At 74.7% G+C, this 26,719-nt stretch carries 10 protein-coding genes; all 10 read left to right on the top strand.

Annotation, left to right across the window (positions count from 1 at the left end; translation table 11 throughout):
- The first annotated feature begins 272 nt into the window (after positions 1-272).
- The gene (locus AB0E67_RS34140) at positions 273-1,190 is read left to right on the top strand and encodes a proline iminopeptidase-family hydrolase (protein WP_362034392.1); all 918 of its coding nucleotides are present in this window, start codon (positions 273-275) and stop codon (positions 1,188-1,190) included.
- A gap of 151 nt (positions 1,191-1,341) precedes the next feature.
- Positions 1,342-2,277, top strand: a complete 936-nt coding sequence (locus AB0E67_RS34135; protein ID WP_362034390.1) for an acyltransferase domain-containing protein — start codon at positions 1,342-1,344, stop codon at positions 2,275-2,277.
- Between the two features lie 95 nt (positions 2,278-2,372).
- On the top strand, positions 2,373-2,624 hold the full coding sequence (locus tag AB0E67_RS34130; RefSeq protein ID WP_362034388.1) for a phosphopantetheine-binding protein: 252 nt from the start codon (positions 2,373-2,375) through the stop codon (positions 2,622-2,624).
- Positions 2,625-2,658: 34 nt separating this feature from the next.
- Positions 2,659-4,266, top strand: a complete 1,608-nt coding sequence (locus tag AB0E67_RS34125; RefSeq protein WP_362034395.1) for an AMP-binding protein — start codon at positions 2,659-2,661, stop codon at positions 4,264-4,266.
- Between the two features lie 110 nt (positions 4,267-4,376).
- Positions 4,377-5,915: an AMP-binding protein gene (locus AB0E67_RS34120; protein ID WP_362034386.1), complete on the top strand. Its 1,539-nt coding sequence runs from the start codon at positions 4,377-4,379 to the stop codon at positions 5,913-5,915.
- Complete coding sequence (locus tag AB0E67_RS34115; RefSeq protein WP_362034383.1) at positions 5,912-7,195, top strand: type III PLP-dependent enzyme; 1,284 nt, start codon at positions 5,912-5,914, stop codon at positions 7,193-7,195. Before AB0E67_RS34120 ends, AB0E67_RS34115 begins: the two co-directional genes overlap by 4 nt.
- A complete protein-coding gene (locus AB0E67_RS34110) occupies positions 7,195-7,644 on the top strand; it encodes a cobalamin-dependent protein (protein WP_362034380.1) in 450 nt (149 codons plus the stop codon). The genes AB0E67_RS34115 and AB0E67_RS34110 overlap by 1 nt, the downstream gene beginning before the upstream one ends.
- Entirely contained in the window at positions 7,641-8,957 is a 1,317-nt protein-coding gene (locus AB0E67_RS34105) for a methylaspartate mutase (protein ID WP_362034377.1), read from the top strand. Before AB0E67_RS34110 ends, AB0E67_RS34105 begins: the two co-directional genes overlap by 4 nt.
- Before the next feature lie 88 nt (positions 8,958-9,045).
- Entirely contained in the window at positions 9,046-20,190 is an 11,145-nt protein-coding gene (locus AB0E67_RS34100; protein WP_362034375.1) for a type I polyketide synthase, read from the top strand.
- A gap of 203 nt (positions 20,191-20,393) precedes the next feature.
- The coding region (locus AB0E67_RS34095; protein ID WP_362034372.1) for a type I polyketide synthase at positions 20,394-26,719 on the top strand (6,326 nt) is incomplete at its 3' end.

Here is a 26,719-nt window from a genome sequence, read left to right as displayed (position 1 = left end):
CGAACACATCTGACCAGCCGTCAGTTATCTCGTCCACCACGAAGCGACCAACGACGAAGACCGCATCGAGTCACGGAGTGTCGTTGCAGTATTAGGGGCGGTTAGGGGTCCGTCGGACGCCGGGGCTGCGGCTAGCGTCGGCAGCGGACCACGGCGGAAGCACGGTCGTCCGGCGCCCGCGCCCGGCGCTCCGCGCTCCGCGCTCCGCGGTCCGGCCCGACCCCCGTGAGCGGACGGCCGCCGCGCCCCGTAGCCGAGCAGAGGTGATCAGCGTGTCCCCGGAACCCAGCGCGAAGGGGCTCGTCCCCAGCGCCAAGGGCACCATTCCCTTCGGGGAGTACCGGACCTGGTACCGGGTGACCGGCGACATCGGCGCGGGGCGTCCGGCGGTCGTCGTCGTGCACGGCGGGCCCGGCAGCACACACGACTACCTGCTGCCGCTGGCCCGCCTCGCCGAGGACGGCTGGCCGGTCGTCCACTACGACCAGCTGGGCAACGGCGGATCGACCCATCTGCCCGGCAGGGGGGCCGAGTTCTGGACCGTCGACCTGTTCCTCGACGAACTCGCCAACGTCGTAGGGGAGTTGGGTGTCGCCGACGACTACGTGCTGTTCGGGCAGTCCTGGGGCGGTCCACTGTGCGCCCGGCACGCCATGGGACGGCCGCCCGGACTGCGCGGGCTGGTCGTCGCCAACGCGCCCGCCTCGTACCCCGTCTGGCTGAAGGAGATGGCCCGGCTGCGCGCCGATCTGCCGCCGGACGTGCAGCAGGCGCTGCTGCGGCACGAGGCGGACGGCACGTACGACAGCGAGGAGTACCTGGCGGCCATGCGGGTCTTCTACGAGCGCCACGTGTGCCGGCTCACCCCGTGGCCCCGCGACTTCCTCTCCTCCTTCATGGAGATCTACAACGACCCGACCGTCTACTACGCGATGAACGGGCCCAACGAGTTCCACGTCATCGGCTCCCTGAAGGACTGGTCGATCGTCGAGGACCTGCACACCATCCGCACGCCCACACTGCTCATCAGTGGCCGTCACGACGAGGCCACCCCGGACGTCGTCCGGCCTTACCACGAGCGCGTGCCCGGAGCCCGCTGGGAGATCTTCGAGGAGTCCAGCCACCTGCCGCACCTGGAGGAACCGGAACGGTTCTTCGAGGTGGTGACCGGGTTCCTCAACGGCCTGTGACAGCGGCCTGTGACAGCTCGGCCTGTGACAGCAGCTCGGGACAGACGGCCTGTGGCAGACGGTTTATGACATCACGTCGGAGCAACGGGCACTTCACGACACCGGCCGCCACACGCTGCCGGCACCTGCGAAAGGGGGCGGGGACACCGCCATGGCGTACGACACCGCTCTGGTCTTCCCCGGCATGGGACCCGTCCCGTTCTCCGAGGTGGGCCGGTTCATGGTCGCCAGCCCCTATGCCCGGGAACTCGTCGCCGTCGCCGACGAGGCGCTCGGCCACTCGCTCGTGGACGCCTTCCGGTGCGCCGACGGCGACTACTCGGAGGCGGCCCAGGTCGCCTTCTTCGTGAACAGCCTGGCCTGTGCCCACTGGGCCCGCGAGCACCTGGGCGTCGAACCGGACATCGTCGTCGGCCCCAGCTTCGGCGAGAAGGCCGCCCTCGCCTACACCGGGGCCCTGGAGCTGCCCGACGCCGTCCGGCTGACCGCCGGGATCGCGCGCTGCCTCGACGACTACTTCGCCGACCACCACCAGGACGTCGTCACCCTTTCCTTCGCCCGTGCCCCGCGCGAGGGACTGGACGCGATCCTCGCCGAACTCGACGACGCGGGGGAGTGGCACGAGATCTCCTGCCGCGTCGACGAAGACTTCTGGATGGTCTCCCTGGCCGAGCGGCGCGTGGAGTGGATGCGGGAACGGCTCCGCGCCATCGGCAGCCTCCCCCTGTACACCATGCGGCCCCCCATGCACGCCTCCGCGTTCGCACCGCTGCGTGCCAGGGCGGAGCGCGAGGTGGTCTCCCGCCACACCTTCACCGACCCGGCGCTGCCGGTCGTCGCCGACCAGGACGGCAGGCTGCTGCGCACCGGTGCGGAGCTGCGCACCATGCTGCTCGACGGCTTCGACCACCCGATGGACTGGCCGAGCGTCGTCACGGCACTTCGGGACGCGGGCGTGCGACGGCTGTGCGTCGCCGGGCCCGACAGCCTCTTCGGCCGGGTTCCCCTCACCACCCGCACCTTCGACGTCGTCGCGGTGCATCCCCGCCTCGCGATGACGCCCCGGCGCCGCCCGCGCGCCGCCTGAACCCGCCCGGGCCCGAACGAATTTGAACGTACCTGGACGAATCCGCCCGGGTACGGCCCGTATCCGACCGAACGATCAGCAGGAGGTACACCCCCATGTGGGACGACCGGTTCGAAGAGATACTCCGCACCTTCCTGCCGTTCCTGCCCCCGCAGGAACCGCTGACCACCGACACCGAGCTCAAGGACCTCGGCCTGGACTCCCTCGGCACGGTCCAGTTGCTGGGCACCCTGGAGGAGACGTACCAGGTGCGCTTCCTCGACAGCGCGCTGACCATGGACACCTTCCGCACCGCGGGCGTGCTGTGGGAGACCGTCGAAGGCATGCTCCAGCGCACCACGAGCTGACGGGGCGGCCACCGTGGATCCCACCGATCCCACCATGGACGGGACGCTGTCCGGACGGTTCCTGCGCGGCCTGGCCCTGGCGCCCGAGCGGCCCGCGCTGCGGATCGACGGCACCGCTGTCGCCTACCGCGAACTGCACGAACGGGCCCTGCTGCTCGCCGGATCGCTGCTCGCCGGCTTCCCCGGTCGGCCGCCCGCCGTCGGCGTACTGGCGGGCAAGGGGCCGACGGCGTACGCGGCTCTCCTGGCCGGGCTCCACAGCGGTGCCGTCGTCGTACCCCTGCAACCGGCCTTCCCGGTCGCCCGCACCCGGCAGATGATCGAGGCGGCCGGGGTGGGAGCCCTGATCGCCGACGACGACGCCCTGCCCGCGCTGACCGCGCTGCACGAGGACGGCGTCCGGCTGCCCACCCTGTTCGCCCCGGGCGGACAGCCGATGCCGGTGATCCCCGTCGACCCCGACAGCACGCTCAAGGCGCCGATGCCCGCCCGCCCGGCGGACGTCGCCTATGTGCTGTTCACCTCCGGATCCACCGGCCGGCCCAAGGGCGTACCGGTCACCCACGCCAACACCGCGCACTACTTCGCGCTGCTCGACGAGCGCTACGACTTCGGTCCGCGGGACGTCTTCTCGCAGACCTTCGACCTCAACTTCGACTGCGCGATGTTCGACCTGTTCTGCGCCTGGGGCGCCGGGGCCACCGTCGTCCCCGTCCCCGCGCGCGCCTACGCGCACCTGCCGGAGTTCGTGGCCGAGCAGGGGCTGACCGTGTGGTTCTCCACGCCCAGCGCGATCACGCTGGTGCGGCGCACCGGCGGGCTCGCGCCCGGTGCCCTGCCGTCGCTGCGCCGGAGCTTCTTCGCGGGGGAGGCGCTCGGCCGCCGCGATGCCGAGGACTGGGTGGCCGCCGCCCCCGGTACCGTGCTGGAGAACCTCTACGGGCCGACCGAACTCACCATCACCGTCAGCGCGCACCGGTGGCGGCCCGGCCGGGAGCACCCGTACGACATGGTTCCGATCGGTGATGTGCACCGGGGGCACCGTGTGCTGCTGCTGGCCGACGACGGCTCGCCGGGCGGCGGTGATTCGCCGAGTACCGGTGAGCGCTCGCCGAGCGTCGGCGACGAGGGCGAACTGTGCATCGCAGGGCCGCAGTTGACGCCCGGATACCTGGATCCGGCCGACGACGCCGGGCGCTTCCTGGAACGGGACGGGCAGCGCTTCTACCGCACCGGCGACCGGGTCCGCCGCACCGAGCACGACGGCTGGCTCTACCTGGGCCGCCAGGACGCCCAGGCGCAGGTGCACGGCGTACGGGTGGAACTGGCCGAGGTCGACGCCGCCGTGCGCGCCTGTCCGGGCGTCGAGGACGCGGTGACCGTCGCGGTTCCCGTGGACGGTACGGCCGAACTCGCCGTCTTCCACACCGGTGCCCCCGTACCGCCCGCCCGGCTCGCCCGTCACCTGCGGGAGCTGCTGCCCGCCGCGGTCGTCCCCCGGGCCTACCACCATCTGGACGCGCTCCCGCTCAACACCAACCGCAAGACGGACCACAGGGAGCTCACCTCCCGCGCCGAAGCCCTGCGGCGGCGGCCCGCCGGGTCCGCGAGCAGGGGCGAAGGACGGCAGGAGGCGCAGTGACAGGAACGAAAGAAGCGACGGAAGAAGCCACAGCCGCAGTCACAGGAGCAACGGGAGCAACGGGAGCGACAGAAGCGATGGGGGCGACAGGAAGGACGGCAGGAACCGCCGTGAACGGTCGAACGACAACGCGGGCTCGCACCGACGCCCTGGTGCACGACCTGCTCGACGAGGCCACCGTCGAACACCCCGACGCGACGGCGGTCGCCGACAGCGCCGGGCAGTGGACCTACCGGGAGCTCACCGCCCGGAGCCACGCCGTCGACGCCTGGCTGGGGGCACAGGGCGTGGGGCACGGCGACCGGGTCCTGGTGCAGCTGCCCAGCACCCGCGAACTCGTCGCCCTGCTGTACGGCACGGCGCGCCGGGGCGCCGTGCTCGTCCCCGTCAACACCGGCATGAAGGACTACCACCTGCGCGCGGTCGTCGAGAACGCGGAACCCTCGCTGGTGATCGTCACCGACCCCGCCGTCGACCGCGTCGCCGCGCTCGCGGGCGGCATCCCCGTACGCGGCCTGGACACGACCTGGCGGGAGATCACCGAACTGCGCGAGACGGAGGCGCGTGGGGACGGCGGTCCCGTCGGCCACGAGGACATCGCCGTCCTCGTCTACACCTCGGGGTCCACCGCGGCCCCCAAGGCCGTCGTCTGCCCGCACGGCCGGATGGTCTTCGCGACCGAGGCCATCAACCTCGAACTCGGCTACCGGCCCGACGACGTGGTCTTCTGCCGCTTCCCCATCTCCTGGGACTACGGCCTCTACAAGGTGCTGCTCACCGCCGCCGGACGCAGCAGCCTCGTGCTCGCCGACGGCGAGTCCGATCTGGTGCTGCTGCGCCGCATCCGGGAGACCGGGGCCACGGTCGTCCCCATCGTGCCGTCCCTGGCCACCATGATCTGCGCGCTCGCCGAACGCGAACCACGCCGGGAATCCACCGTCCGCATGTTCACCAACACCGGTGCCGCGCTGCCGAAGACCACCGCCGACGGGCTGCGTACGGCGTTCCCCGGCGCCGAGGTGATCACCCAGTTCGGGCAGACGGAGTGCAAACGCGTCTCCGTGCTGCGCCCCGAACACCAGGACGCCAAGCCCGAATCGGTCGGCCGCCCGCTCCCCGGCACCCGTGCCTTCGTCGTCGACGACGAAGGCACTCCGCTGCCGCCCTGGCGGACCGGGGAGATCGTCGTCGAGGGACCGCACGTCATGCCGGGCTACTGGCGCGCGCCGGAGCAGACCGCGCGTGCCTTCCGGCGTGCTCCCGACGGCGGACGACGCCTGCACACCGGCGACTTCGGGCACGTCGACGAGGACGGATTCCTGTTCTACGAGGGCCGTCGGGACGACATGTTCAAGCACAAGGGCGTCCGCATGAGCACCACCGAGATCGAGGCCGCCGCCACGGACATTCCCGGTGTTCGCGCCGCCGCCGTCCTGCCGCCCGCCCCCGGCCGGGACCTCGCGGTCTTCGCCGAGGGCGACATCGACCCGCACGTCCTGCTCAGGGAACTGTCCCTGCGACTGGAGCCCGCCAAGGTGCCCGGGGTCGGCCGTGTCGTCGGCGAACTGCCGCTGACCCCGCACGGCAAGCACGACCGCAAGCGGCTCGTCCACATCCTGGAGAACCCGGAAGGAACGTCCACGCCGTGACCGGCCCCACCGAACTCGCCCGGCGCTTCGGCACCCCCGCCTACGTCTACGACCTGGACCGGGTCGCGGCGGCGCGCGACCACCTGTTCGCCGCGCTGCCCGACGAGGTCGCCGTGTTCTACGCGGCCAAGGCCAACCCGCACCCGGAGATCCTGCGCGAACTGCGCACCGGCGCCGCCCACGGGGCCGACGGTTCCCACAGCACTCGGGACACCCACGGCACCCGCGCCTGTCGCGCGGAGATCAGCTCCGTCGGCGAACTCGACGCCGTGCTGCGGGCCGGGTACGACGGCAGCGAGGTGCTGTACACCGGTCCGGGCAAGACCACCGGGGAACTGGCCGAGGCGATGACCCGGGGCGTGCGGATGTTCTCCGTCGAATCCCTCGGCGATCTGCGGCGCGTCGGCGGGACGGCCGTACGGCTCGGCGTCACCGCCGACTGCCTGATCCGGGTCAACAACGCGACCGGCGCGGCGGCCACCAGCATCCGCATGACCGGTGTGCCCTCGCAGTTCGGCTTCGACAGCGAGACCCTGCCCGGGCTCGCCGCCGAACTGCGCGGGGTGCCCGGCACCACCCTGGCCGGGCTCCACTTCTTCCCGCTCAGCAACGCCAAGGACGAGGCGAGCCTCGTCGCCGAGTTCCGGCACACCATCGCCACCGCCGCCGCGCTCCGGGACGCCCTCGGCGTGCCGTTCCGCTTCGTCGACATCGGCGGCGGCTTCGCCGCCCCGTACGCGGTCCAGGGACACCGCCCCGCCTACGGCGGGCTGCGCGACGCCCTGGCCGCCTCGCTCGACGAGCACTTCCCCGGCTGGCGCGACGGCGCCCCGCGCATCGCCTGCGAGTCGGGCCGCTACCTGGTCGCCGACAGCGGAACCCTGCTCACCACCGTCGTCAACGTCAAGGACAGCCGGGGCACCCGCTACGCCGTCCTCGACGCCGGCATCAACACCTTCGGCGGGATGTCCGGCCTCGGCCGCATCCTGCCGGTCTCCGTCGAACCGCACCAGTCCGTCGGCACCGACGGCACCCCGGCCCACCTCGCCGGACCGCTGTGCACCCCCGGCGATCTGCTCGGCCGGGCCGTCCCGCTGCCCGACCCGGCCCCCGGGGACCTGCTGACCGTCCCCAACGCCGGTTCCTACGGACCCACCGCCAGCCTGCTGATGTTCCTCGGCAGGCCCGCTCCCGCCGAGATCGTCGTCCGCGGCGACGACCTCGTCTCCGTCTCCCGCATCCAGCACATCCGAACCTATGAACACGGACAGGCCCTGTGATGAGTGACGTCCCCACCCCCGCCCCCGGCGACCGGCCCGTGCTCGTGGCCGGTGGCATCTCCGACTCGCACACCTGGAACCTGGTCTACCTCCAGCTCCTGATCGAGGAGCACGGCCACCGTGTGGTCAACCTCGGCCCCTGCGTGCCCGAGGACCTGCTGATCCGCGAGGCCGTGGCCCACGCCCCCGCCCTCGTCGTGATCAGCAGCGTCAACGGGCACGGCTACCACGACGGCATGCGCACCGTCACCCGGCTGCGCGAGCACCCCGCGCTCGCCGCCGTACCCGTCGTCATCGGCGGCAAGCTCGGCATCGCCGGACCCTGCGACGAGGCGGAGACGACCGCGCTGCGCGCCGCCGGTTACGACGCGGTCTTCGACGACAGCGCCGAAGGCGTCACCGTCTTCCGGGGAATGCTCGACGCGCTGCCCCAGCGGGCCCTGGTGTGACCGCTGCCCCGGCGGGCCCCGATGCGTCCGGCGCCGGGTTCGGCGCGTTCGTGCGCCGGGCCCACGACGCCGGACGGCTGGTGGTACAGCCCCGGATGGGCATGAGCGACCCGGACCGGATGCGGGCCGGGCTGCTCGCCACCCGGGACGCCGCCGCGACGACCGTCGGCACGATCACCCTGGACAGCTACACCCGGGTCGGCGACCTGGAGTCGGCGCAGCTCGCCGTCCTCGAAGGGGCCGATCTCAACGGCTATCCGCTGGCCAGCCACGAGACCACCACCACCCGCCGGGTCCTCGACGGGATCCACGGCCCCGCCTTCCCGGTGCAGGTACGGCACGGCTCGGCGGCACCCCAGCACATCTTCCGGGCACTGATGGCCGTGGGACTCGACGCGTCGGAGGGCGGGCCGGTCTCCTACTGCCTGCCGTACGGCAGGGTCCCGTTGCGCGAGTCCGTCGCCCACTGGTCCGAGTCCTGCGAACTGCTCGCCGGCCTGCGCGGGGCGAGCGGCGCGGAACCGCATCTGGAGACCTTCGGCGGCTGCATGCTGGGCCAGCTCTGCCCGTCCGGGCTCCTCGTGGCGATCAGCGTGCTGGAGGCGCTGTTCTTCCGACGGCACGGAATCCGGAGCATTTCCGTGAGCTACGCCCAGCAGACGCATCCGCGTCAGGACGCCGAGGCGGTGGCCGCGTTGCGCAGCCTGTGCGCGCGGTTCCTCCCGGACACCGAATGGCACGTCGTCGTCTACGCCTACATGGGACTGTTCCCGGAGACGGAGCACGGGGCCCGCCGACTGCTCGCCGAAGCCGCCGCACTGGCCGTCGCGAGCGGCTCGGAGCGCCTCATCGTGAAGACCGTCGCGGAATCCCGGCGCATCCCGACGGTGGCGGAGAACGTCGCCGCCCTGGAACACGCGGCCGACGCCGCCGCACGCACCGCCCGAGCCCCGCTGGACGGCACCGCGACGGAGACGTACGCCGAGGCGTACGCGCTGGTCGACGCGGTGCTCAACCTGGACGACGACCCCGGCGCCGCACTGCTGAAGGCGTTCGCCGAAGGCCGGTTGGACGTCCCCTACTGCCTGCACCCGGACAACGCCGGACGCAGCAGGAGCTACATCGCGGCGGACGGCCGGCTGCGCTGGGCGGATGTCGGGAGGATGCCGCTGACCGGTGTCGCCGACGTGCGTCCGGCACATGCCGTCACCGCCGCGGAACTCCTCGACTCCCTGTCCTACGTGAGGCGTTCATTCGACCTCCGAGTCCCCTTGAAAGCAGGTCGAACGACTCCGCCCCCTAGGGGTGCTTAAGGGTACGGCCCCTTCGGGGGCGTCATTACGGTGAGGAAAAAGGCGGAGAACGGTGACGACGGTGACGGCCGGAAGTGGAGACGCGTGGATGAACGGGCCCGGTTCCGAATCAGCCCTGGCACGACTGCTCACCACGTCCGTACCGTCGCGCCACCGCACCCTGGTCACGGAGCTGGTACGCACCGCCGTGGCGGAGGCGATCCAGGCGGCCCGGCCAGGCACCCCGCACCCCCTGGACGCGTCCGTCCCGCTGGCGGAACAGGGACTCGACTCGCTCGCGGCGATCGACCTGCACCGGCGGCTGACCGAACGGACCGGTCTCGACCTGCCGGTCGGCCTCGCCTATGACTGCCCCACCCTGCCCGACCTGACCGACCGACTGCTCGCCGGTGCCCGGGGCGCGGGGGCTCAGGGCGTCGCGGACGGCCTCCCGGGCGGCTGGTCGGAGGCACCGGGCGGTGCCGGTGCCGCCGACGAACCCGTGGCCGTCGTCGGCATCGGCTGCCGTTTTCCGGGCGGCATCGACACCCCGGCCGGACTGTGGCGGCTGCTGAGCGAGGGCGGCGAGGTCCTGTCCGGCTTCCCGCACGACCGGGGCTGGGACCTGGAGCGCCTCTTCCACGACGACCCCGAGGTGCCCGGCAGCTCCTACGCCCGCGCCGGCGGATTCCTCGACACGGCCACCGACTTCGACGCCGAGTTCTTCGGCATCAGCCCGCGCGAGGCCCTCGCCATGGACCCGCAGCAGCGCCTGGTCCTGGAGACGTCCTGGCGCGCCCTGGAGGACGCGGGCATCGACCCCGCCGCGCTGCGCCGCACCCCGGCCGGCATGTTCTTCGGCGCCGAGGTCCAGGAGTACGGGCCGCGCCTGCACGACGCCCCGGACGGCCTCGACGCCCATCTGCTGGCCGGCAACGCCTCCAGCGTCATCTCCGGCCGGGTCGCCTACGTGCTGGGCACCGAAGGACCGGCGGTCACCGTCGACACCGCGTGCTCCGCGTCCCTGGTCGCCGTCCACCTGGCCTGCCGCTCGCTGCGGCAGGGCGAATCCTCGCTGGCACTCGCCGGGGGCGTGGCCGTGATGGGCGGCCCCGGCGTCTTCACCGCGTTCAGCAGACAGCGCGGCCTGTCCGCCGACGGCCGCTGCAAGGCGTTCGCCGCCGCCGCGGACGGCACCGGTTTCGGCGAGGGCGTCGGCGTCCTCGTCCTGGAACGGCTCCCCGACGCCCGCCGCAACGGACACCACGTCCTCGCCGTCGTCCGGGCCTCCGCCGTCAACCAGGACGGCGCGTCCAACGGGCTCACCGCCCCCAACGGCCTCTCCCAGCAAAGGCTGATCCGCCGGGCACTGGCCGAGGCGGGGCTCACCGCCGCCGACATCGACCTGGTCGAGGCGCACGGTACGGGCACCCGGCTCGGGGACCCCATCGAGGCGACCGCGCTGCTCGCCACCTACGGGCAGGGCCGTCCGGCCGGGGCGCCCCTGCTGCTCGGCTCTGTCAAGTCCAACCTGGGCCACACCCAGGCCGCCGCCGGCGTGGCGGGAATGATCAAGGCGATCCTCGCCATGCGGCACGGACAGGTGCCCGCGACCCTGCACGTCGACGCCCCCAGCCCGCACATCGACTGGTCCTCCGGCGACGTGGAACTCGTCACCGAGGCGCGGACCTGGCCGGACACCGGCCACCCGCGCCGGGCCGGGGTCTCCTCCTTCGGCGTCAGCGGAACCAACGCGCACGTCATCCTGGAGCAGCCCGAGCCCGAGCCCGAGCCCGAGCCCGAGCCCGAGGACCGTTCCGAGGGGGCGGTACCCCCGCCCCGACCCCCGGCCGTTCCCGTTCCGCTGCCCTTCCCGCTGTCCGCGCGCGGCACGGCCGCCCTGCGCGCCCGCGCCGCCGACCTGCTGCCGCTCGTCGACAGCGCGGAACCCGCCGACCTCGCGCGCGCCCTCGCCACCACCCGCGCCGTCCTCCCCGACCGGGCCGTCCTCGTCGCCGCCGACCGCGCCGAACTGCGCGAGGCGCTCACCGGCCTCGCCTCCGGCACCGTCCCGCCCGCCGGACGAGCGGTCGGCGAGCTCGGCCTCCTGTTCACCGGGCAGGGCAGCCAGCGTCCCGGCATGGGCCGCGAACTCGCCGCCTCCTACCCCGAGTTCGCCGACGCCCTCGACGACGTCTGCGCCCACTTCGACCTCCAGCTCCCGCACCCCCTGAAGGACGTGCTGTTCGCCGGTCCGGGCACGCCCGAGGCGGAACTCCTGCACCGCACCGAGTACGCGCAACCGGCCCTGTTCGCCGTCGAAGTCGCCCTGTACCGGCTGCTGGATAGCTGGGGGCTGCGCCCGGACCACCTCGCCGGGCACTCCGTCGGCGAGATCGCCGCAGCCCACGCGGCCGGGGTCCTCACCCTTCAGGACGCCACCATCCTGGTCGCCGCGCGGGGCCGCCTCATGCAGGCACTGCCCGAGGGCGGCGCCATGGTCGCCGTACGCGCCGCCGAGGACGAGGTCGCGCCGCTCCTCACCCCGCGCACCGGCATCGCCGCCGTGAACGGGCCGGCATCCGTCGTCGTCTCCGGCGACGCGGACGACGTGGAGCGCATCGCGGGCGAACTCGCCGCGCGCGGGCACGACACCAAGCGCCTGCGCGTCGGCCGCGCCTTCCACTCGCCGCTGATGGAACCGATGCTGGACGAGTTCCGCCGGGTCGTACGGGTGCTGGACTACGCCGAACCCACCGTGCCGGTGGTGTCCACCGTGACCGGCGGCCCCGTCGGCGGCGAACTGCGCGACCCGGAGTACTGGGTGGAGCACGTCCGGGCCCGGGTCCGCTTCCACGACGCCGTGCGGTGGCTCGCCGACGCCGGGGTACGGACGTTCCTGGAGGTCGGGCCGGACGCGGTGCTGTCCGCGATGGGCCCGGACTGCCTCGACGCGGCCGACGCGCCCGGCACCGCCTTCCTCCCGGTGCTGCGGCGCGAGCGGCCCGAGGCGCGCGAGGCCGTCTCCGCGCTCGCCGCCGCGCACGCCCGGGGTGTCCCCGTCGACTGGGCGCGGCACTTCGCGGGGGCGCCCGTCCGCCGCGTCGAACTGCCCGGCTACCCCTTCCAGCGGCGCCGCTTCTGGCTGGAGCCGGGCGCTCCCGTCGACGCGGCCGGACTCGGCCAGGTCGCCGCCGGCCACCCGCTGCTGGCGGCGGCGGTGGCGGTCGGGGCGGAGGGCGTCGTGCTGACCGGGCGGCTCTCCACCCGTACCCACCCCTGGCTCGCGGACCACGTCATCGCCGGGCGCGTGCTGATGCCCGGCACCGCCTTCGTCGAACTCGCCCTGCGGGCCGGCGACCACGTCGGCGCCACCGTCCTGGAGGAACTCACCCTCGGCGCACCGCTGGTCCTGGCCCCCGACGAGGACGTGGCCGTCCAGGTGGCCGTCGGCGAACCCGACGACACCGGGCGGCGTACCGTCACCGTCCACTCGCGCGCCGCCGACGGCGCCCCCTGGACCCGGCACGCGGCGGGCATACTCACCGGCACCGCCGTACCGGGTGCCGCCGCGTCGCACGGTGGCGGATCGGACGGTGGCGGACCGGACAGCGGCGCGTCGGCGGAATGGCCGCCGTCCGGGGCCGAAACCCTCGATGTCACCGGGGCCTACGCCGACCTGGCCGAGCAGGGTTACGCCTACGGACCCGCGTTCCAGGCCCTGCGCGCCGCATGGCGGCACGGCGAGCACGTCTACGCCGAGGTCGCCCTGTCCGGGGACGCCGCCGCCGACGCCACGCACTTCGGGATCCACCCCGCGCTGCTGGACGCCGCGCTGCACGCCGCCGACCTCGGCACCCCGCCGCGCGCCGCGGTGCTGCTGCCGTTCGCCTGGACCGGCGTCCGCCTGCACGCCACCGGCGCCACCGCGCTGCGGGTACGGATCACCCGCACCGGCGACGACACCCTCGCCCTGCGCCTCGCCGACGCCACCGGCGCCCCGGTGGCCGACATCGACGGCATGACCTCCCTGCCGGTACCGGACGACGACGTCCTCCACGCCGTGCGGTGGTCCCCGTACCCCCGGCCGACGACCGCCGCTCCCCTGCGCATCGCCGTTCTCGGCGCCGCCCCGGCCACGAGCGACGTGCCGCGCGACGGCGAGGGCCGCGGCATGGCCGATGCCCCCGGCGCGGACACCCTCTCCCGCGCCCTGGACGCGCTGCTCGACGGCCCCGTACCGGACGCCGTGGTGCACCGCCCGGCCGGTCCGCCGGAGGCCGACGCCGACGACGCGCGCGCCCACGTCCTGCGGGCGCTGCGCCTGCTGCGCGTCTGGCAGTCCGACGAACGGCTGGCCGGCACCCGTCTCGTGGTCGTCACTCCGCCCGACAGCCCCGCCCACGCCGCGGTGCGCGGACTGGTCCGATCCGCCCAGGCGGAGAACCCCGGCCGCTACGTCCTCGTCGAGCACGACTCCCTGCCCTCCGAGCCCGGACTCCGCCGGGTGCTCGCCACCGGCGAACCCGAACTCTCCCTCGCCGAAGGGAGGTTCGCCGTGCCCCGGCTGGCCGCCGAACCGGCCGCCAGGCCCCGGCACGACGCCGACTGGGGCACGGTCCTCATCACCGGTGGCACCGGCGGACTCGGCGCCCTGCTCGCACGCCACCTGGTGCGTGCCCACGGCGTGCGCCGACTGGTGCTGGTCGGCCGTCGCGGCCACGCGTCCGGACTGCGCGCCGAACTGGCCGGGCTCGGCGCCGAGACGACCGTCGCGGCCTGCGACGTCGGCGACCGGGAGGCACTGCGCGCCCTGCTGGACCGCCACCCCGTCGACTCCGTGATCCACGCCGCGGGCACCGTGCGCGACGGCATCGTGGAGAGCCTCACCGACGCCATGGTCGACGAGGTGTTCCACGCCAAGGCGGCGGGCGCCTGGCACCTGCACGAACTCACCCTCGGCCGGGAACTCTCCCACTTCGTGCTGTTCTCCTCGCTCGCCGCCGTCCTCGACGGGCCGGGCCAGGGCAACTACGCGGCCGCCAACGCCTACGTGGACGCGCTCGCCGCCCATCGCGCGGCCCGGGGGCTGCCGGCCACCGCCCTCGCCTGGGGCCTGTGGGACACCGGCACCGGTATGGGCGCCGCCCTGGACACCGCCGCCCTGGAACGCGTGGCCGCCACCGGCGTACCGGGACTGTCCGCCGAGGAATCGTTGCGCCTCTTCGACGCGGCCGTACGCTCCGACCGGCCCCACCTCGTCCCCGTACGGATCGACGCCCCCGTCGTGCGCCGCCGCCCCGACGGCGTACCGCCGCTGCTCAGGGCCCTCGTCCGGCCCGTCACCCGCCGGGCCGCCGCCTCCGAGCCCCACCGGGAGAAGGAAGGACTGGAGGCACTGCCCGCCGCCGACCGCGAACGCGCCCTGCTGGACCTGGTACGCACCGAGGTCGCGGCGGTGCTGCGGTACGACGCCCCCTCCGCCATCGACCCCGGACGGGCCTTCACCGAACTCGGCTTCGACTCGCTGGCCGCCGTCGAACTGCGCAACCGGCTCAACACCGTGACCGGGCTGCGCCTGCCCGCCACCCTCGTCTTCGACCACCCCACCTCGCGCGCCCTCGCCGATCACATGCACGACACCCTCTTCGGTGCCGCCGGGCGGTCGTCGGCGGAGCCCGCGCCCGCCGCCACCGGGCGGCGCCCCGCCGACGGCGACGGCGACGACCCGATCGTCATCGTCGGCATGAGCTGCCGGTACCCCGGCGGAGTGCGCTCCCCGGAGGACCTGTGGCGGCTCGTCGCCGAGGGCGTCGACACGGTCGGTCCCTTCCCGGCCGACCGCGGCTGGGACACCGAGGCGCTGTACGACCCGGAGCCAGGCACCCCCGGCCGCACCTACACCCGGGAAGGCGCCTTCCTGTACGACGCGGCCGACTTCGACGCCGACTTCTTCGGCATCAGCCCGCGCGAGGCGGTCGCCATGGACCCGCAGCAGCGGCTGCTGCTGGAGGTGTCCTGGGAGGCGCTGGAGCGTTCCGCCATCGATCCGGCGGCGCTGCGCGGCTCGCGCACCGGCGTGTTCGCGGGCGTCATGTACCACGACTACGGCACCTGGCTGACCGAGGTGCCGGACGACCTCGCCGCCTACCTCGGCAACGGCAGCCTGGGCAGCGTCGTCTCCGGCCGGGTCGCGTACGCCCTGGGGCTGGAGGGCCCGGCCGTCACCGTCGACACCGCCTGCTCCTCCTCGCTGGTCACCCTGCACCTGGCCGCGCAGGCGCTCCGGCAGGGCGAGTGCGACCTGGCGCTGGTCGGCGGTGTCACCGTCATGTCCACCCCGGACACCTTCGTCGACTTCTCCAGGCAACGCGGTCTGGCCGCCGACGGCCGCTGCAAGTCGTTCGCCGCGGCGGCCGACGGCACCGGCTGGGGCGAGGGCGTCGGCATGCTCGTCGTCGAACGGCTCTCCGACGCCCGCCGCAACGGCCACCGGGTCCTGGCCGCGGTCCGCGGTTCCGCCGTCAACTCCGACGGCGCGTCCAACGGGCTGACCGCCCCCAACGGCCCCTCCCAGCAACGCGTCATCCGCGCCGCGCTCGCCGCCGCCCGCCTCGCCCCGGCCGATGTCGACGCGGTCGAGGCGCACGGCACCGGCACCACGCTCGGCGACCCGATCGAGGCCCAGGCGCTGCTGGCCACGTACGGCCAGGACCGGCCGGGCGACGAACCGCTCTGGCTCGGCTCCGTCAAGTCGAACATGGGCCACACCCAGGCCGCCGCCGGGGTCGCCGGAATCATCAAGATGGTCATGGCGATGCGGCACGGCACCCTGCCCCGCACCCTGCACGTCGACACGCCCTCCCACCAGGTCGACTGGACGGCGGGCGCGGTCCGCCTGCTCACGGAGGAGCGGCCCTGGCCGGGAGCGGCGGACCGTCCGCGCCGGGCGGGGGTGTCCTCGTTCGGGATCAGCGGTACCAACGCCCATGTCATTCTTGAGGAGTTCGCGGGGGAGCCGGCCGGGACGGGGCCGCGGACCGCCGGTCCGGACGCCGACGGGCACGCCGGTGCGGGAGCGCACCCTCTCGTCACGCCGCCCGTACTCGCCCTTCCGGTCTCCGCCCGCTCGTCCGAGGCCCTGCGCGGCCAGGCGACCCGCCTGCGGGAACTGGACGGCACCTCGGCCGCCGAACTCGGCCTCGCCCTGACCACCACCCGCACCACCCACCCGTACCGCGCCGTCGTCCTCGCCCCCGGTGAGGAGCGGGCCGCCGAGGCCCTGGACGCCCTCGCCCGCGGGCACGAGGCACCCGGCCTGCTCGTCAGCGGTCGTGCCACCGACGGCACCCTGGCCTGTCTGTTCTCCGGGCAGGGCGCCCAGCGGCCCGGCATGGGCCGGGACTGGTACGACACCTTCCCGGTCTACGCGGAGCACTTCGACCGCACGGCCGAACTCTTCGCCGAGCACCTGGAACGGCCGCTCGCCGAAGTGGTCCTGGGCGACCATCCCGACGTACTGGAACGGACCGCCTACACCCAGGCCGCCCTCTTCACCACCCAGGTCGCCCTCTACCGGCTGCTGGAGTCCTTCGGGCTGCGGCCCGACTGGCTGGCCGGCCACTCCGTCGGCGAGTTCGCCGCCGCGCACGTCGCCGGTGTGTGGTCGCTCCAGGAGGCCGTCACCGCCGTCGCGGCGCGCGGCAGGCTCATGCAGGCGCTGCCCGAGGGCGGCGCGATGACCGCCGTACAGGCCGCCGAGGAGGAGGTGCGGCCGCTGCTGGACGAACGGTGCGACATCGCCGCGGTCAACGGCCCGCGCGCCGTGGTCGTCTCCGGGGACGAGGACGCCGTCGCCGCCGTCGCCGCGCACTTCGCCACCACCCGGCGACTGCGCGTCTCGCACGCCTTCCACTCGCCGCGCATGGAACCCGTGCTGGACGAGTTCCGCCGGATCATGGCCGCCCTGCCGGCCGGGGAACCGGCCCTGCCGATCGTCTCCACCCTCACCGGCGCCCGGGCCACCGCCGCCGAACTCGGCTCCGCCGACTACTGGGTACGGCACGTACGGGAGACCGTCCGCTTCGCCGATGCCGTGGGGACGCTGGCCGCGCAGGGCGCCGACACCTTCCTCGAACTCGGCGCCGCCCCCGTCCTGACGGCCCTCGGCCCGGACTGCCTCCCGGACGCGGACGCCGAGGAAGCGGCGTTCGTCCCCACCGCCCGCAAGGACACCGCCGAGGTGCCCGGTCTGCTGGCCGCCCTGGCCGCCGTGCACACCCGCGGTTCGGACGTCGACTGGTCGGTCCTCTACGACGGCCTCCCCGGGCACCGCGACGAATCCGGGCACCGCGACGAACCCGTGCGTCACGTCGGAGCGGGGCGCCGCGTCGAACCCGGGCGTTGTGTCGAGCTGCCCACCTACGCCTTCCAACACCGTCATTACTGGCTGCCCACGTCCACCGCCACGGCCAAGGGCGACGCCGCCGGTCACGGTCTCGCGGCCGTCGACCACCCCTTCGTCAGCGCCCGCCTCGACCTGCCGGGCGACGGCGGAACCCTGCTCACCGGCCGGATCTCCACCGCCACCCACCCGGTGCTCGCCCAGCACGCCGTGCTCGGCTCGGTGCTGGTGCCCGGCGCCGCCCTCGTCGATCTCGCCCTGTACGCAGGTGGGTTGACGGGGCGTCCGGTGCTGGAGGAACTCACCCTCCAGGCCCCGCTGGCCCTGCCCGGGAACGGTGCCGTACGGATCCAGGTCGCGCTCCGGCCCGACGGCGGTGTGGAGATCCACTCCCGGCCCGCCGACGCGCCCGAGGACGAGAGCTGGACCCGGCACGCCACCGGCACCCTCACCGCCACCGCCCCCGCCTCCGGACTTCCCGCGTCGTCCGTCCCGTCCGCCGCCTGGCCGCCGCCGGGTGCCGTGCCGCTCGACACCGACGGCCTCTACGAGCGGCTGCGCGGCGAGGGCTACGACTACGGGCCCGTCTTCCGGGGCGTACGGGCCGCCTGGCGGCACGGCGACACGGTCCTCGCCGAACTCGAACTGCCCGACGGCACCCGGCAGGACGCCGCGCGGCACGTCCTGCACCCCGCGCTGCTGGACTCCGCCCTGCACACCACCGCCCTCGCCGACGCGGACGCCCGCGACGCGGTACCGGACGGCACGATCGCCCTGCCCTTCGCCTGGGTCGGCGTCACCGTGCACGGACGGCCGTCGGCCCGTACCGCCCCGGCCCGCACGGCCGGCCCCTCCCGCGCAGCCGCCCCGTCCCGCACCGCCGCCCGGGTCCGCGTCACCCGGGGAGAGGAAGGCATCCGGCTCGATCTGACGGACACCGAGGGCGGGCCGCTGGCCACCGTCGCGTCCTACGTCACCCGCCCCGTCACCGCCGACCGCCTCACCGGGCGCCAGCGTTCCCTGTACGTCGTCGAGGACGCGCCGCTCCCCGAGTCCGTCGGGCGCCCCGAGCGCCGCACCTGGGCCGTGCTGGGCCCGGACGACCTCGGACTCGGCGCCCCGCACCACCCCGAACCGGCCGCGATCGACGGCCCGGCACCCGACGTCGTCGTCCTTCCGGTGCACATCCCGGACGTCGCCGACGGGGATGCCGACGGCGAACGGGTGCCCGGGGCCGTGCGTACCGCGCTGAACACGACGCTCACGACCCTCCGGGCCTGGCTGGAGGACGAACGCCGGGACGGTTCCACGCTGCTGGTGCTCACCGCGGGAAGCCTCGCCGACGCCGCCGTGCACGGACTGGTGCGGGCCGCGCAGGCCGAGCACCCGGGCCGGATCGTCCTCGTCGGCCGGGCCGGGCCCGGCAGCTCCGTCCCGGACCGCGCGGCGCTGGCCGCCGTCCTCGACTCCGGTGAACCGGAGGTGCGGTGGCGGGACGGCCGGGCCCACGCCCCGCGCCTGGTGCGCGCCGGGGAGCCGGACGCGCCGCGCACCGGGCGCCCCTGGGGCACCGTCCTGATCACCGGCGGCACCGGCGGGCTCGGCGCCCTAGTGGCCCGGCACCTGGTGACCCGGCACGGCGTCACCCGCCTGGTGCTGGTGGGCCGTCGCGGACCCGCCGGCCCGGGCGCCGACGAACTGCGCGCGGACCTGGCCGACCTGGGCGCCCATGCCGATGTCGTCGCCTGCGACGTCGCCGACCGCACGGCGCTCGCCGCGCTGCTGGCCGCCCACCCCGTCGACAGCGTCGTGCACACCGCGGGCGTCCTGGACGACGGACTGGTCACCTCACTCGGCCCCGAACGCCTGGACACGGTCCTGCGCCCCAAGGCGGACGCCGCCTGGCACCTGCACGAACTGACCCTCGACCGGCCGCTGTCCCACTTCGTGCTGTTCTCCTCGGCGGCGGGCACCATCGACGCCTCGGGCCAGGGCAACTACGCCGCCGCCAACGTCTTCCTCGACGCCCTGGCGGCCCACCGTGCCGCCCGGGACCTGCCGGCGCTCTCCCTCGCCTGGGGCCTGTGGGCCGGTGGCGGCATGGGAGCCGGCCTCGACGAGAGCGGCGCCCGGCGTATCGAACGGTCCGGCATCGGCGCCCTCGACCCGGACGAGGGTCTCGAACTCTTCGACGCGGCCGTGGCGTCCGGCCGCCCGGCCCTGGTGCCGGTCCGGCTGGACACCGCCGCACTGCGCCGCCGGGGCGACGACGTACCCCAGGTGCTGCGCACCCTGGCCGGGGTCACCGCCGCCGCACGGGACGACCGGGCCCGCGGCCTCGGCGAGCGCCTGGCCGCCCTGCCTGCCGCCGACCACGAGCACACCGTGCTGGAGGCCGTCCGTACCGAGGTCGCCGCCGTCCTCGGCCACGACGGACCCGCCGCGGTCGGGCCTCGCCGCGCCTTCACCGAGCTGGGATTCGACTCGCTCGCCGCGGTCGAACTGCGCAACCGGCTCAACGCGATCAGCGGACTGCGCCTGCCGTCGACGCTCGTCTTCGACTACGCCACTCCCGTGGCGCTGGCGGGCCATCTGCTCGAACGGCTCGCCCCGGACGTCGACACCGGCACCGGTGCGGCACCCGCCGACCCGACGGGCGACGACGAGGTGCGGGCCCTCATCGGCCGCATCCCGATCGCGCGCATCCGCGATGCCGGACTGCTCGACGGACTGCTGAGACTGTCCGAACCGGCTCCGCCCGTACCGCCCGCCGACCGGGTCATGGACATCAGGTCCATGGGCGTGGCCGATCTGGTGCGCGCCGCGCTGAACCGCACCAGCCCCGAGTGAGACCGTCCCGGTGCCGGACCGCGCGGACCACGCGCCGCGTCCGGCACCGGCCGCGCATGTCCGGCCCGTACGAACGCCCGGTACGGCCGGAGCACCTCAGCCGTACCTCCGCAGCACCTCCAGCGCGTCCCCCGCACATCCGCACCGCGTCACCCGCACCGCGTCACCAGCGCCGCCGAGTCAGCTAGGGAGCGACACCGACCGTGGACACATCCGTCGAGCAGATCGTCGAGGCGCTGCGCGAGGCCATGCTCGAGAACGAGCGGCTGCGCCGGCAGAACGACCGGATCGCCGAAGCGGCGCACGAGCCCGTCGCCGTCGTCGCCATGAGCTGCCGCTACCCCGGCGGCGTCGGCACGCCCGAACAGCTGTGGCAGCTGGTCGACGCAGGAGTGGACGCCGTGGGCGACTTCCCGGACGACCGGGACTGGGACGTCGACGCCATCTACGATCCCGACCCCGACGCCCCCGGCAGGACCCATGTGCGCGAGGGCGGATTCCTCCACGACGCACCGCGGTTCGACCCGGGCTTCTTCGGTATCAGCCCGCGCGAGGCCCTCGCCATGGACCCGCAGCAGCGGCTGCTGCTGGAGACCGCCTGGGAGGCGTTCGAACGCGGCGGCATCGACCCCCACACCCTGCGCGGCAGCCGCACCGGCATCTACGCCGGGGTCATGTACCACGACTACGGCAGCTGGCTCACCGACGTACCGGAGGGCGTCGAGGGCTACCTCGGCAACGGCAACCTCGGCAGCGTCGCCTCGGGCCGCGTCTCCTACATGCTCGGCCTGGAGGGCCCCGCCGTCACCGTCGACACCGCCTGCTCCTCCTCGCTGGTCGCCCTCCACCTGGCCGTGCAGGCCCTGCGCACCGGCGAGTGCGCCCTCGCCCTGGCCGGGGGCGTGACCGTGATGTCCACCCCGGACACCTTCATCGACTTCTCCCGCCAGCGCGGGCTCGCCCTGGACGGCCGCTGCAAGTCCTTCGCGGAGGGCGCCGACGGCACCGGCTGGGGCGAGGGCGTCGGCATGCTGCTGCTGGAACGGCTCTCCGACGCCTGCCGCAACGGCCACCGCGTCCTCGCCGTCGTCCGCGGCACCGCCGTCAACCAGGACGGCGCCTCGAACGGGCTGACCGCGCCCAACGGCCCCTCCCAGCAACGCGTCATCCGCGCCGCGCTCGCCGACGCCCGCCTGGAACCCCACCAGGTGCACGCCGTGGAGGCGCACGGCACCGGCACCCCGCTCGGCGACCCCATCGAGGCGCAGGCGCTGCTCGCCACGTACGGGCAGGACCGGCCGGCCGGCGAACCGCTGTGGCTGGGCTCGGTCAAGTCCAACATCGGGCACACCCAGGCCGCCGCCGGGGTCGCGGGCGTCATCAAGATGGTGATGGCCATGCGCCACGGCAGACTGCCGAGGACGCTGCACGCCGAACACCCCACCACCCGGGTCGACTGGGAATCCGGCGCCGTCGAACTGCTCGGCGAGGCCCGCGACTGGCCGGACACGGGGGAGCCCCGCCGCGCCGCCGTGTCCTCCTTCGGCATCTCCGGCACCAACGCCCATGTCATCGTCGAGGCGGTCCCCGACCTCGAGCCGCGCACCGGGGAACCGGCCGCGGACCGGCCGCTGCCGCTGGTGCTCTCCGCCCGGGACGAACCGGCCCTGGCCGCCCAGGCACGCCGCCTCCTCGACCACCTGGAGACCGGCGCCGACCCCGTCCCCGACATCGCCTACGCCCTGGCCACCACCCGCGCCGCCCTGGACCGGCGGGCCGTCGTCATCGGCGCCGACCCGGCCACGATCACCGCGCGGCTCGCCGCCCTGGCCGAGGACGATCCGGCGTCCGACGTGGTGCGCGGCGCACCGGCGGGGGAGTCCCGCATCGCCTTCGTCTTCCCCGGGCAGGGCTCCCAGTGGGCCGGCATGGCCGCCGAACTGCTCGACGGCTCACCAGTGTTCGCGGCGGCCATGGCCGACTGCGCCGAGGCGCTCGCCCCCTTCACCGACTGGGACCTCGTCGGGACCGTCCGGGAGCGCCGCCCCATGGAGCGGGTGGACGTGGTCCAGCCCGCGCTGTGGGCGATCATGGTGTCGCTCGCCGAGGTGTGGCGCGCGCACGGGGTGCGGCCCGCCGCCGTCATCGGGCACTCCCAGGGCGAGATCGCCGCCGCGTGCGTGGCGGGCGCGCTGAGCCTGTCCGACGGGGCCCGCGTGGTGGCCCTGCGCAGCCGGGCCATCGCGGAGGTGCTCTCCGGACCCGCCGATTCCGGGGCCGTTCCCGGGAACGGTGCCTCCGGGCCCACCGCCTCCGGGCCCGCCGGTTCCGGCCGTGGCGCCTCCGGCCGCGGCGGCATGATGTCGGTGGCGCTGTCCGAGTCCCGGGCGCGCGAACTCGTCGCCGCCCACGACGGGCGGGTCGCCGTGGCCGCGGTCAACGGCGCCTCGTCGGTGGTGCTCTCCGGGGACGCCGACGTGCTCGACGCGCTGCGCGGGACGATCGTCGCGGACGGCGGCCGGGCCAAGCGGCTGCCGGTGGACTACGCCTCGCACTGCGCCCACGTCGAGTCGATCCGCGAACGGCTGCTCACCGACCTCGCGGGCGTACGGGCCCGGGCGGCCGACGTACCGTTCTACTCCACCGTCACCGGCGCCGTGCTGGACACCACCGCGCTGACCGCCGACTACTGGTACACGAACCTGCGCCGGAGCGTGCTGTTCGAGCCGACCACCCGGGCCCTGCTCGATTCCGGATACGGGATCTTCGTCGAGTGCAGCCCGCACCCGGTGCTGCTGAACAGCATCGAGGAGACCGCGGACGCCGTGGGCGCGACCGTCACCGGGCTGGGCTCGCTGCGTCGCGACGACGGTGGGGCCGAGCGCCTGCTCACCTCGCTCGGCGAGGCGTTCGTGGCGGGCGTCCCGGTCGACTGGTCGGCGGTGTTCACGGGCATGCCGGTGCGCGCCGCCGATCTGCCCACGTATCCCTTCCAGCGCGAGCGCTACTGGCTGGGCCGCTCCGCGGCCTCCGGCGACGTCACCACCGCCGGGCTGCGGGCCACCACCCATCCGCTGCTGGGCGCGGCCGTCCAGGTCGCCGGGGGCGGCACCCTGTTCACCGGCCGGCTCTCCGTGTCCACCACGCCCTGGCTGGCCGACCACGCGGTCTCGGGCACCCCCCTGCTGCCCGGCACCGCGCTGGTGGAGCTGGCGCTGGGCGCGGGCCACGAACTCGGGTACGGGCACGTCGCCGAACTCACCCTCCAGGCGCCGCTGGTGCTGCCCGGCCGGGCGGCGGTCCAGTTCCAGGTGCACGTGGCCGCCGCCGACGGGGACGGCCACCGCGCGCTGACCGTCCACTCCCGTCCCGAGGGCGCCGACGACACCGAGTGGACCGCGCACGCCACCGGGCTGCTCGCCCCGCGGACCGCCCCGCCCGGCTTCGACCTCGCGCAGTGGCCGCCCCGGGGCGCGGAACCGGTGCCGGTGGACGACGCCTACGACACGCTGGCTGCGCTCGGCTACGACTACGGGCCCGCCTTCCAGGGCCTGCGCGCGGTCTGGCGGCGTGGCGACGAGACCTTCGCCGAGGTCGAACTCCCCGGTGAGACAGGTGCGTTCGGCCTGCATCCGGCCCTGTTCGACGCGGCCCTGCACGCCGACGGCCTGCGCACGGCCCCGCCGGACACCGACGGCCCCGGGGCGCGGGGGCAGGGGGCGGCGCGGCTGCCCTTCGTCTGGACCGGCGTGTCGTTGTACGCGTCCGGGGCCACCGCCCTGCGGGTCCGCATCCGGGGCGGCGACACGCTCTCCCTGGACCTGGCCGACCCGACCGGCGCACCGGTCGCCGCCGTGGCGGCCCTGGTCTCCAGGCCGGTCGACCCGGCGGCGCTGACCTCCCCGGTCCGGGACGACGACCTGTACCGGCTGGACTGGCAGGCGCTGCCCGTACCGGTGGTGGACGCGCCCGCGTACGCCGTTCTGGACGAGCGGGGCACGGCCGCGGCGGACGCCGTGGCGGACTGGGTGGTCCTGCCGGTGAGCGGTGACGGCGGCGACCCGGTGGGCGGGGTGCGCGCGGCGACCGGGCGGGTCCTCGCCGCCGTGCGCGACTGGCTGGCGGACGAGCGTACGGCCGGGGCCCGGCTGGTGGTCCTGACCGGCGGCGCGGTCGCCACCGGCGCGGAGGACGTCACCGACCTGGCGGGCGCCGCCGCATGGGGCCTGGTCCGGGCGGCCCAGGGCGAACACCCCGACCGCTTCGTCCTGGTGGACTCCGTCGCCCACGACGGCGGCGAAGGCGCCCCCGGCCCGGGTGTCTCCGCCACCGACCGGGTCACCGAGGCCGTGCGCGCCGCCGCGGCGAGCGGCGAACCGCAACTGGCCCTGCGCGAGGGCACCGTACGGGTACCCCGGCTGGCCCGCGCCGCCCTGCCGGGAACGGTCGTACCCGCTTCCGACGGCCCCGCGCCGGATCCTCACGGCACCGTGCTCATCACCGGGGGCACGGGAGTGCTCGGCGCCGTGGTCGCCCGGCACCTGGCCACCGAGCACGGTGTGCGCCGCCTCGTCCTGGCCGGCCGCAGCGGCACCGCCTCCGACGACTTCGGCGATCTCGCCGAACGCGGCACCGAGGTCGTCGTCGCCCGCTGCGACGCCGCCGAACGCGACCAACTGGCCGCGCTGCTGGCCGACATGCCCGCAGAGCGCCCGCTGACCGCGGTGATCCACCTCGCCGGGGTCCTGGACGACGGACTGGTGACCGACCAGACCCCCGAGCGACTGGACGCAGTCCTGCGGCCCAAGGCGGACGCCGCCTGGAACCTGCACGAGCTGACCCGTGACCTGGACCTGTCGGCGTTCGTCCTCTTCTCCTCGGCCGCGGGCACGATCGACGGCGCGGGCCAGTCCGGGTACGCCGCCGCCAACGCCTTCCTCGACGGCCTGGCCGCCCACCGCGCCGCCCAGGGCCTGCCCGCGCTCTCCCTCGCCTGGGGCTTCTGGGAGCAGCGCACCGGGATGACCGCCCACCTCACCGACGCCGACGTCGAGCGCATGGCACGTGCCGGGGTCCGGCCCCTGCCCACCGAGGAGGGGCTGAGGCTGCTGGACGCCGCGCTCACCGCCGACGTACCGCTGCTGCTGCCCGTCGGCCTGGACCCGCGCGCCCTGCGCGGTGCCGACGACGTCCCGGCCGTGCTGCGCGCTCTGGTGCCCGCGCCCGTACGTCGTACGGCGGCCTCCCGCGCCACCGCCGTCTCCGCCGCCGAACGGCTGGCCGCCCTCGGCGCCGCCGAACGCGACGCGGCGCTCACGGAGCTGGTCCGCACCCATGTCGCGGCCGTTCTCGGGCACGGCGCGGACATGGTGCTCGACCCGCGCCGTTCCTTCCGCGAGGCCGGTTTCGACTCGCTGACCGCGGTCGAGCTGCGCAACCGCCTCGGCAACGCCGTCGGCCTCCGGTTGCCCGCCACCCTCGTCTTCGACCACCCCGACGCCGAGGCCCTGGTCAGGTACCTGAAGACGGAACTCTTCGGCGCGGACCCCGAGGACGCCGAGGTCTCCACCGGGATCGGGGCCGTCGTCCCCAAAGCGGCGTACGAACCGGACGAGCCGGTGGCGATCGTCGGGATGGCGTGCCGCTACCCCGGCGGCGTCACCACGCCCGAGGAACTGTGGCGGCTCGTCGCGGACGGCGTGGACGGCATCGGCGCGTTCCCCGACGACCGCGGCTGGAACCTCGACACCCTGTACGACCCGGAGCCCGGCAAGCCCGGCCACTGCTCCACCCGCGCGGGCGGATTCCTCTACGACGCCGCCGACTTCGACCACGACTTCTTCGGCATCGGCCCCCGCGAGGCCCTCGCCATGGACCCGCAGCAGCGGCTGCTGCTGGAGACCTCCTGGGAGGCGCTGGAACGGGCCGGCATCGACCCGCACTCCGTGCGCGGCAGCCGCACCGGCGTGTTCGCCGGGGTCATGTACCACGACTACGGCAGCAGGCTGCGCGACGTCCCCGAGGCCGTGCGCGACTACCTCGGCAACGGAAGCCTCGGCAGTATCGCCTCCGGCCGTATCGCCTACACCCTGGGTCTGGAGGGTCCGGCGCTCACCGTGGACACGGCGTGCTCCTCGTCGCTGGTGGCGCTGCACCTGGCGGCGCAGGCGCTGCGGCGGGGGGAGTGCGGCCTGGCCCTGGCCGGTGGCGTGTCCGTGATGTCGACCGTCGACACGTTCGTGGACTTCAGCAGGCAGCGCAACCTCGCCGCCGACGGCCGCGCCAAGTCCTTCGCCGAGGCGGCGGACGGCACGGCGCTGTCCGAGGGCGTCGGTGTGCTGGTGTTGGAGCGGTTGTCGGATGCGCGGCGTTCGGGGCGTCGGGTGTGGGGGGTGGTGCGGGGTTCGGCGGTGAATCAGGATGGTGCGTCGAACGGGTTGACGGCGCCGAATGGTCCGGCGCAGCAGCGGGTGATTCGTGAGGCGTGGGTGGCTGCGGGTGTGTCGGGTGGTGGGGTGGATGTGGTGGA

The sequence above is a fragment of the Streptomyces sp. NPDC032161 genome, assembly GCF_040636995.1.
In the GTDB taxonomy this organism is placed as follows: domain Bacteria; phylum Actinomycetota; class Actinomycetes; order Streptomycetales; family Streptomycetaceae; genus Streptomyces.
The sequence above is the reverse complement of the archived record's forward strand: the minus strand, read 5'-3'. Positions and strand labels throughout refer to the sequence as shown.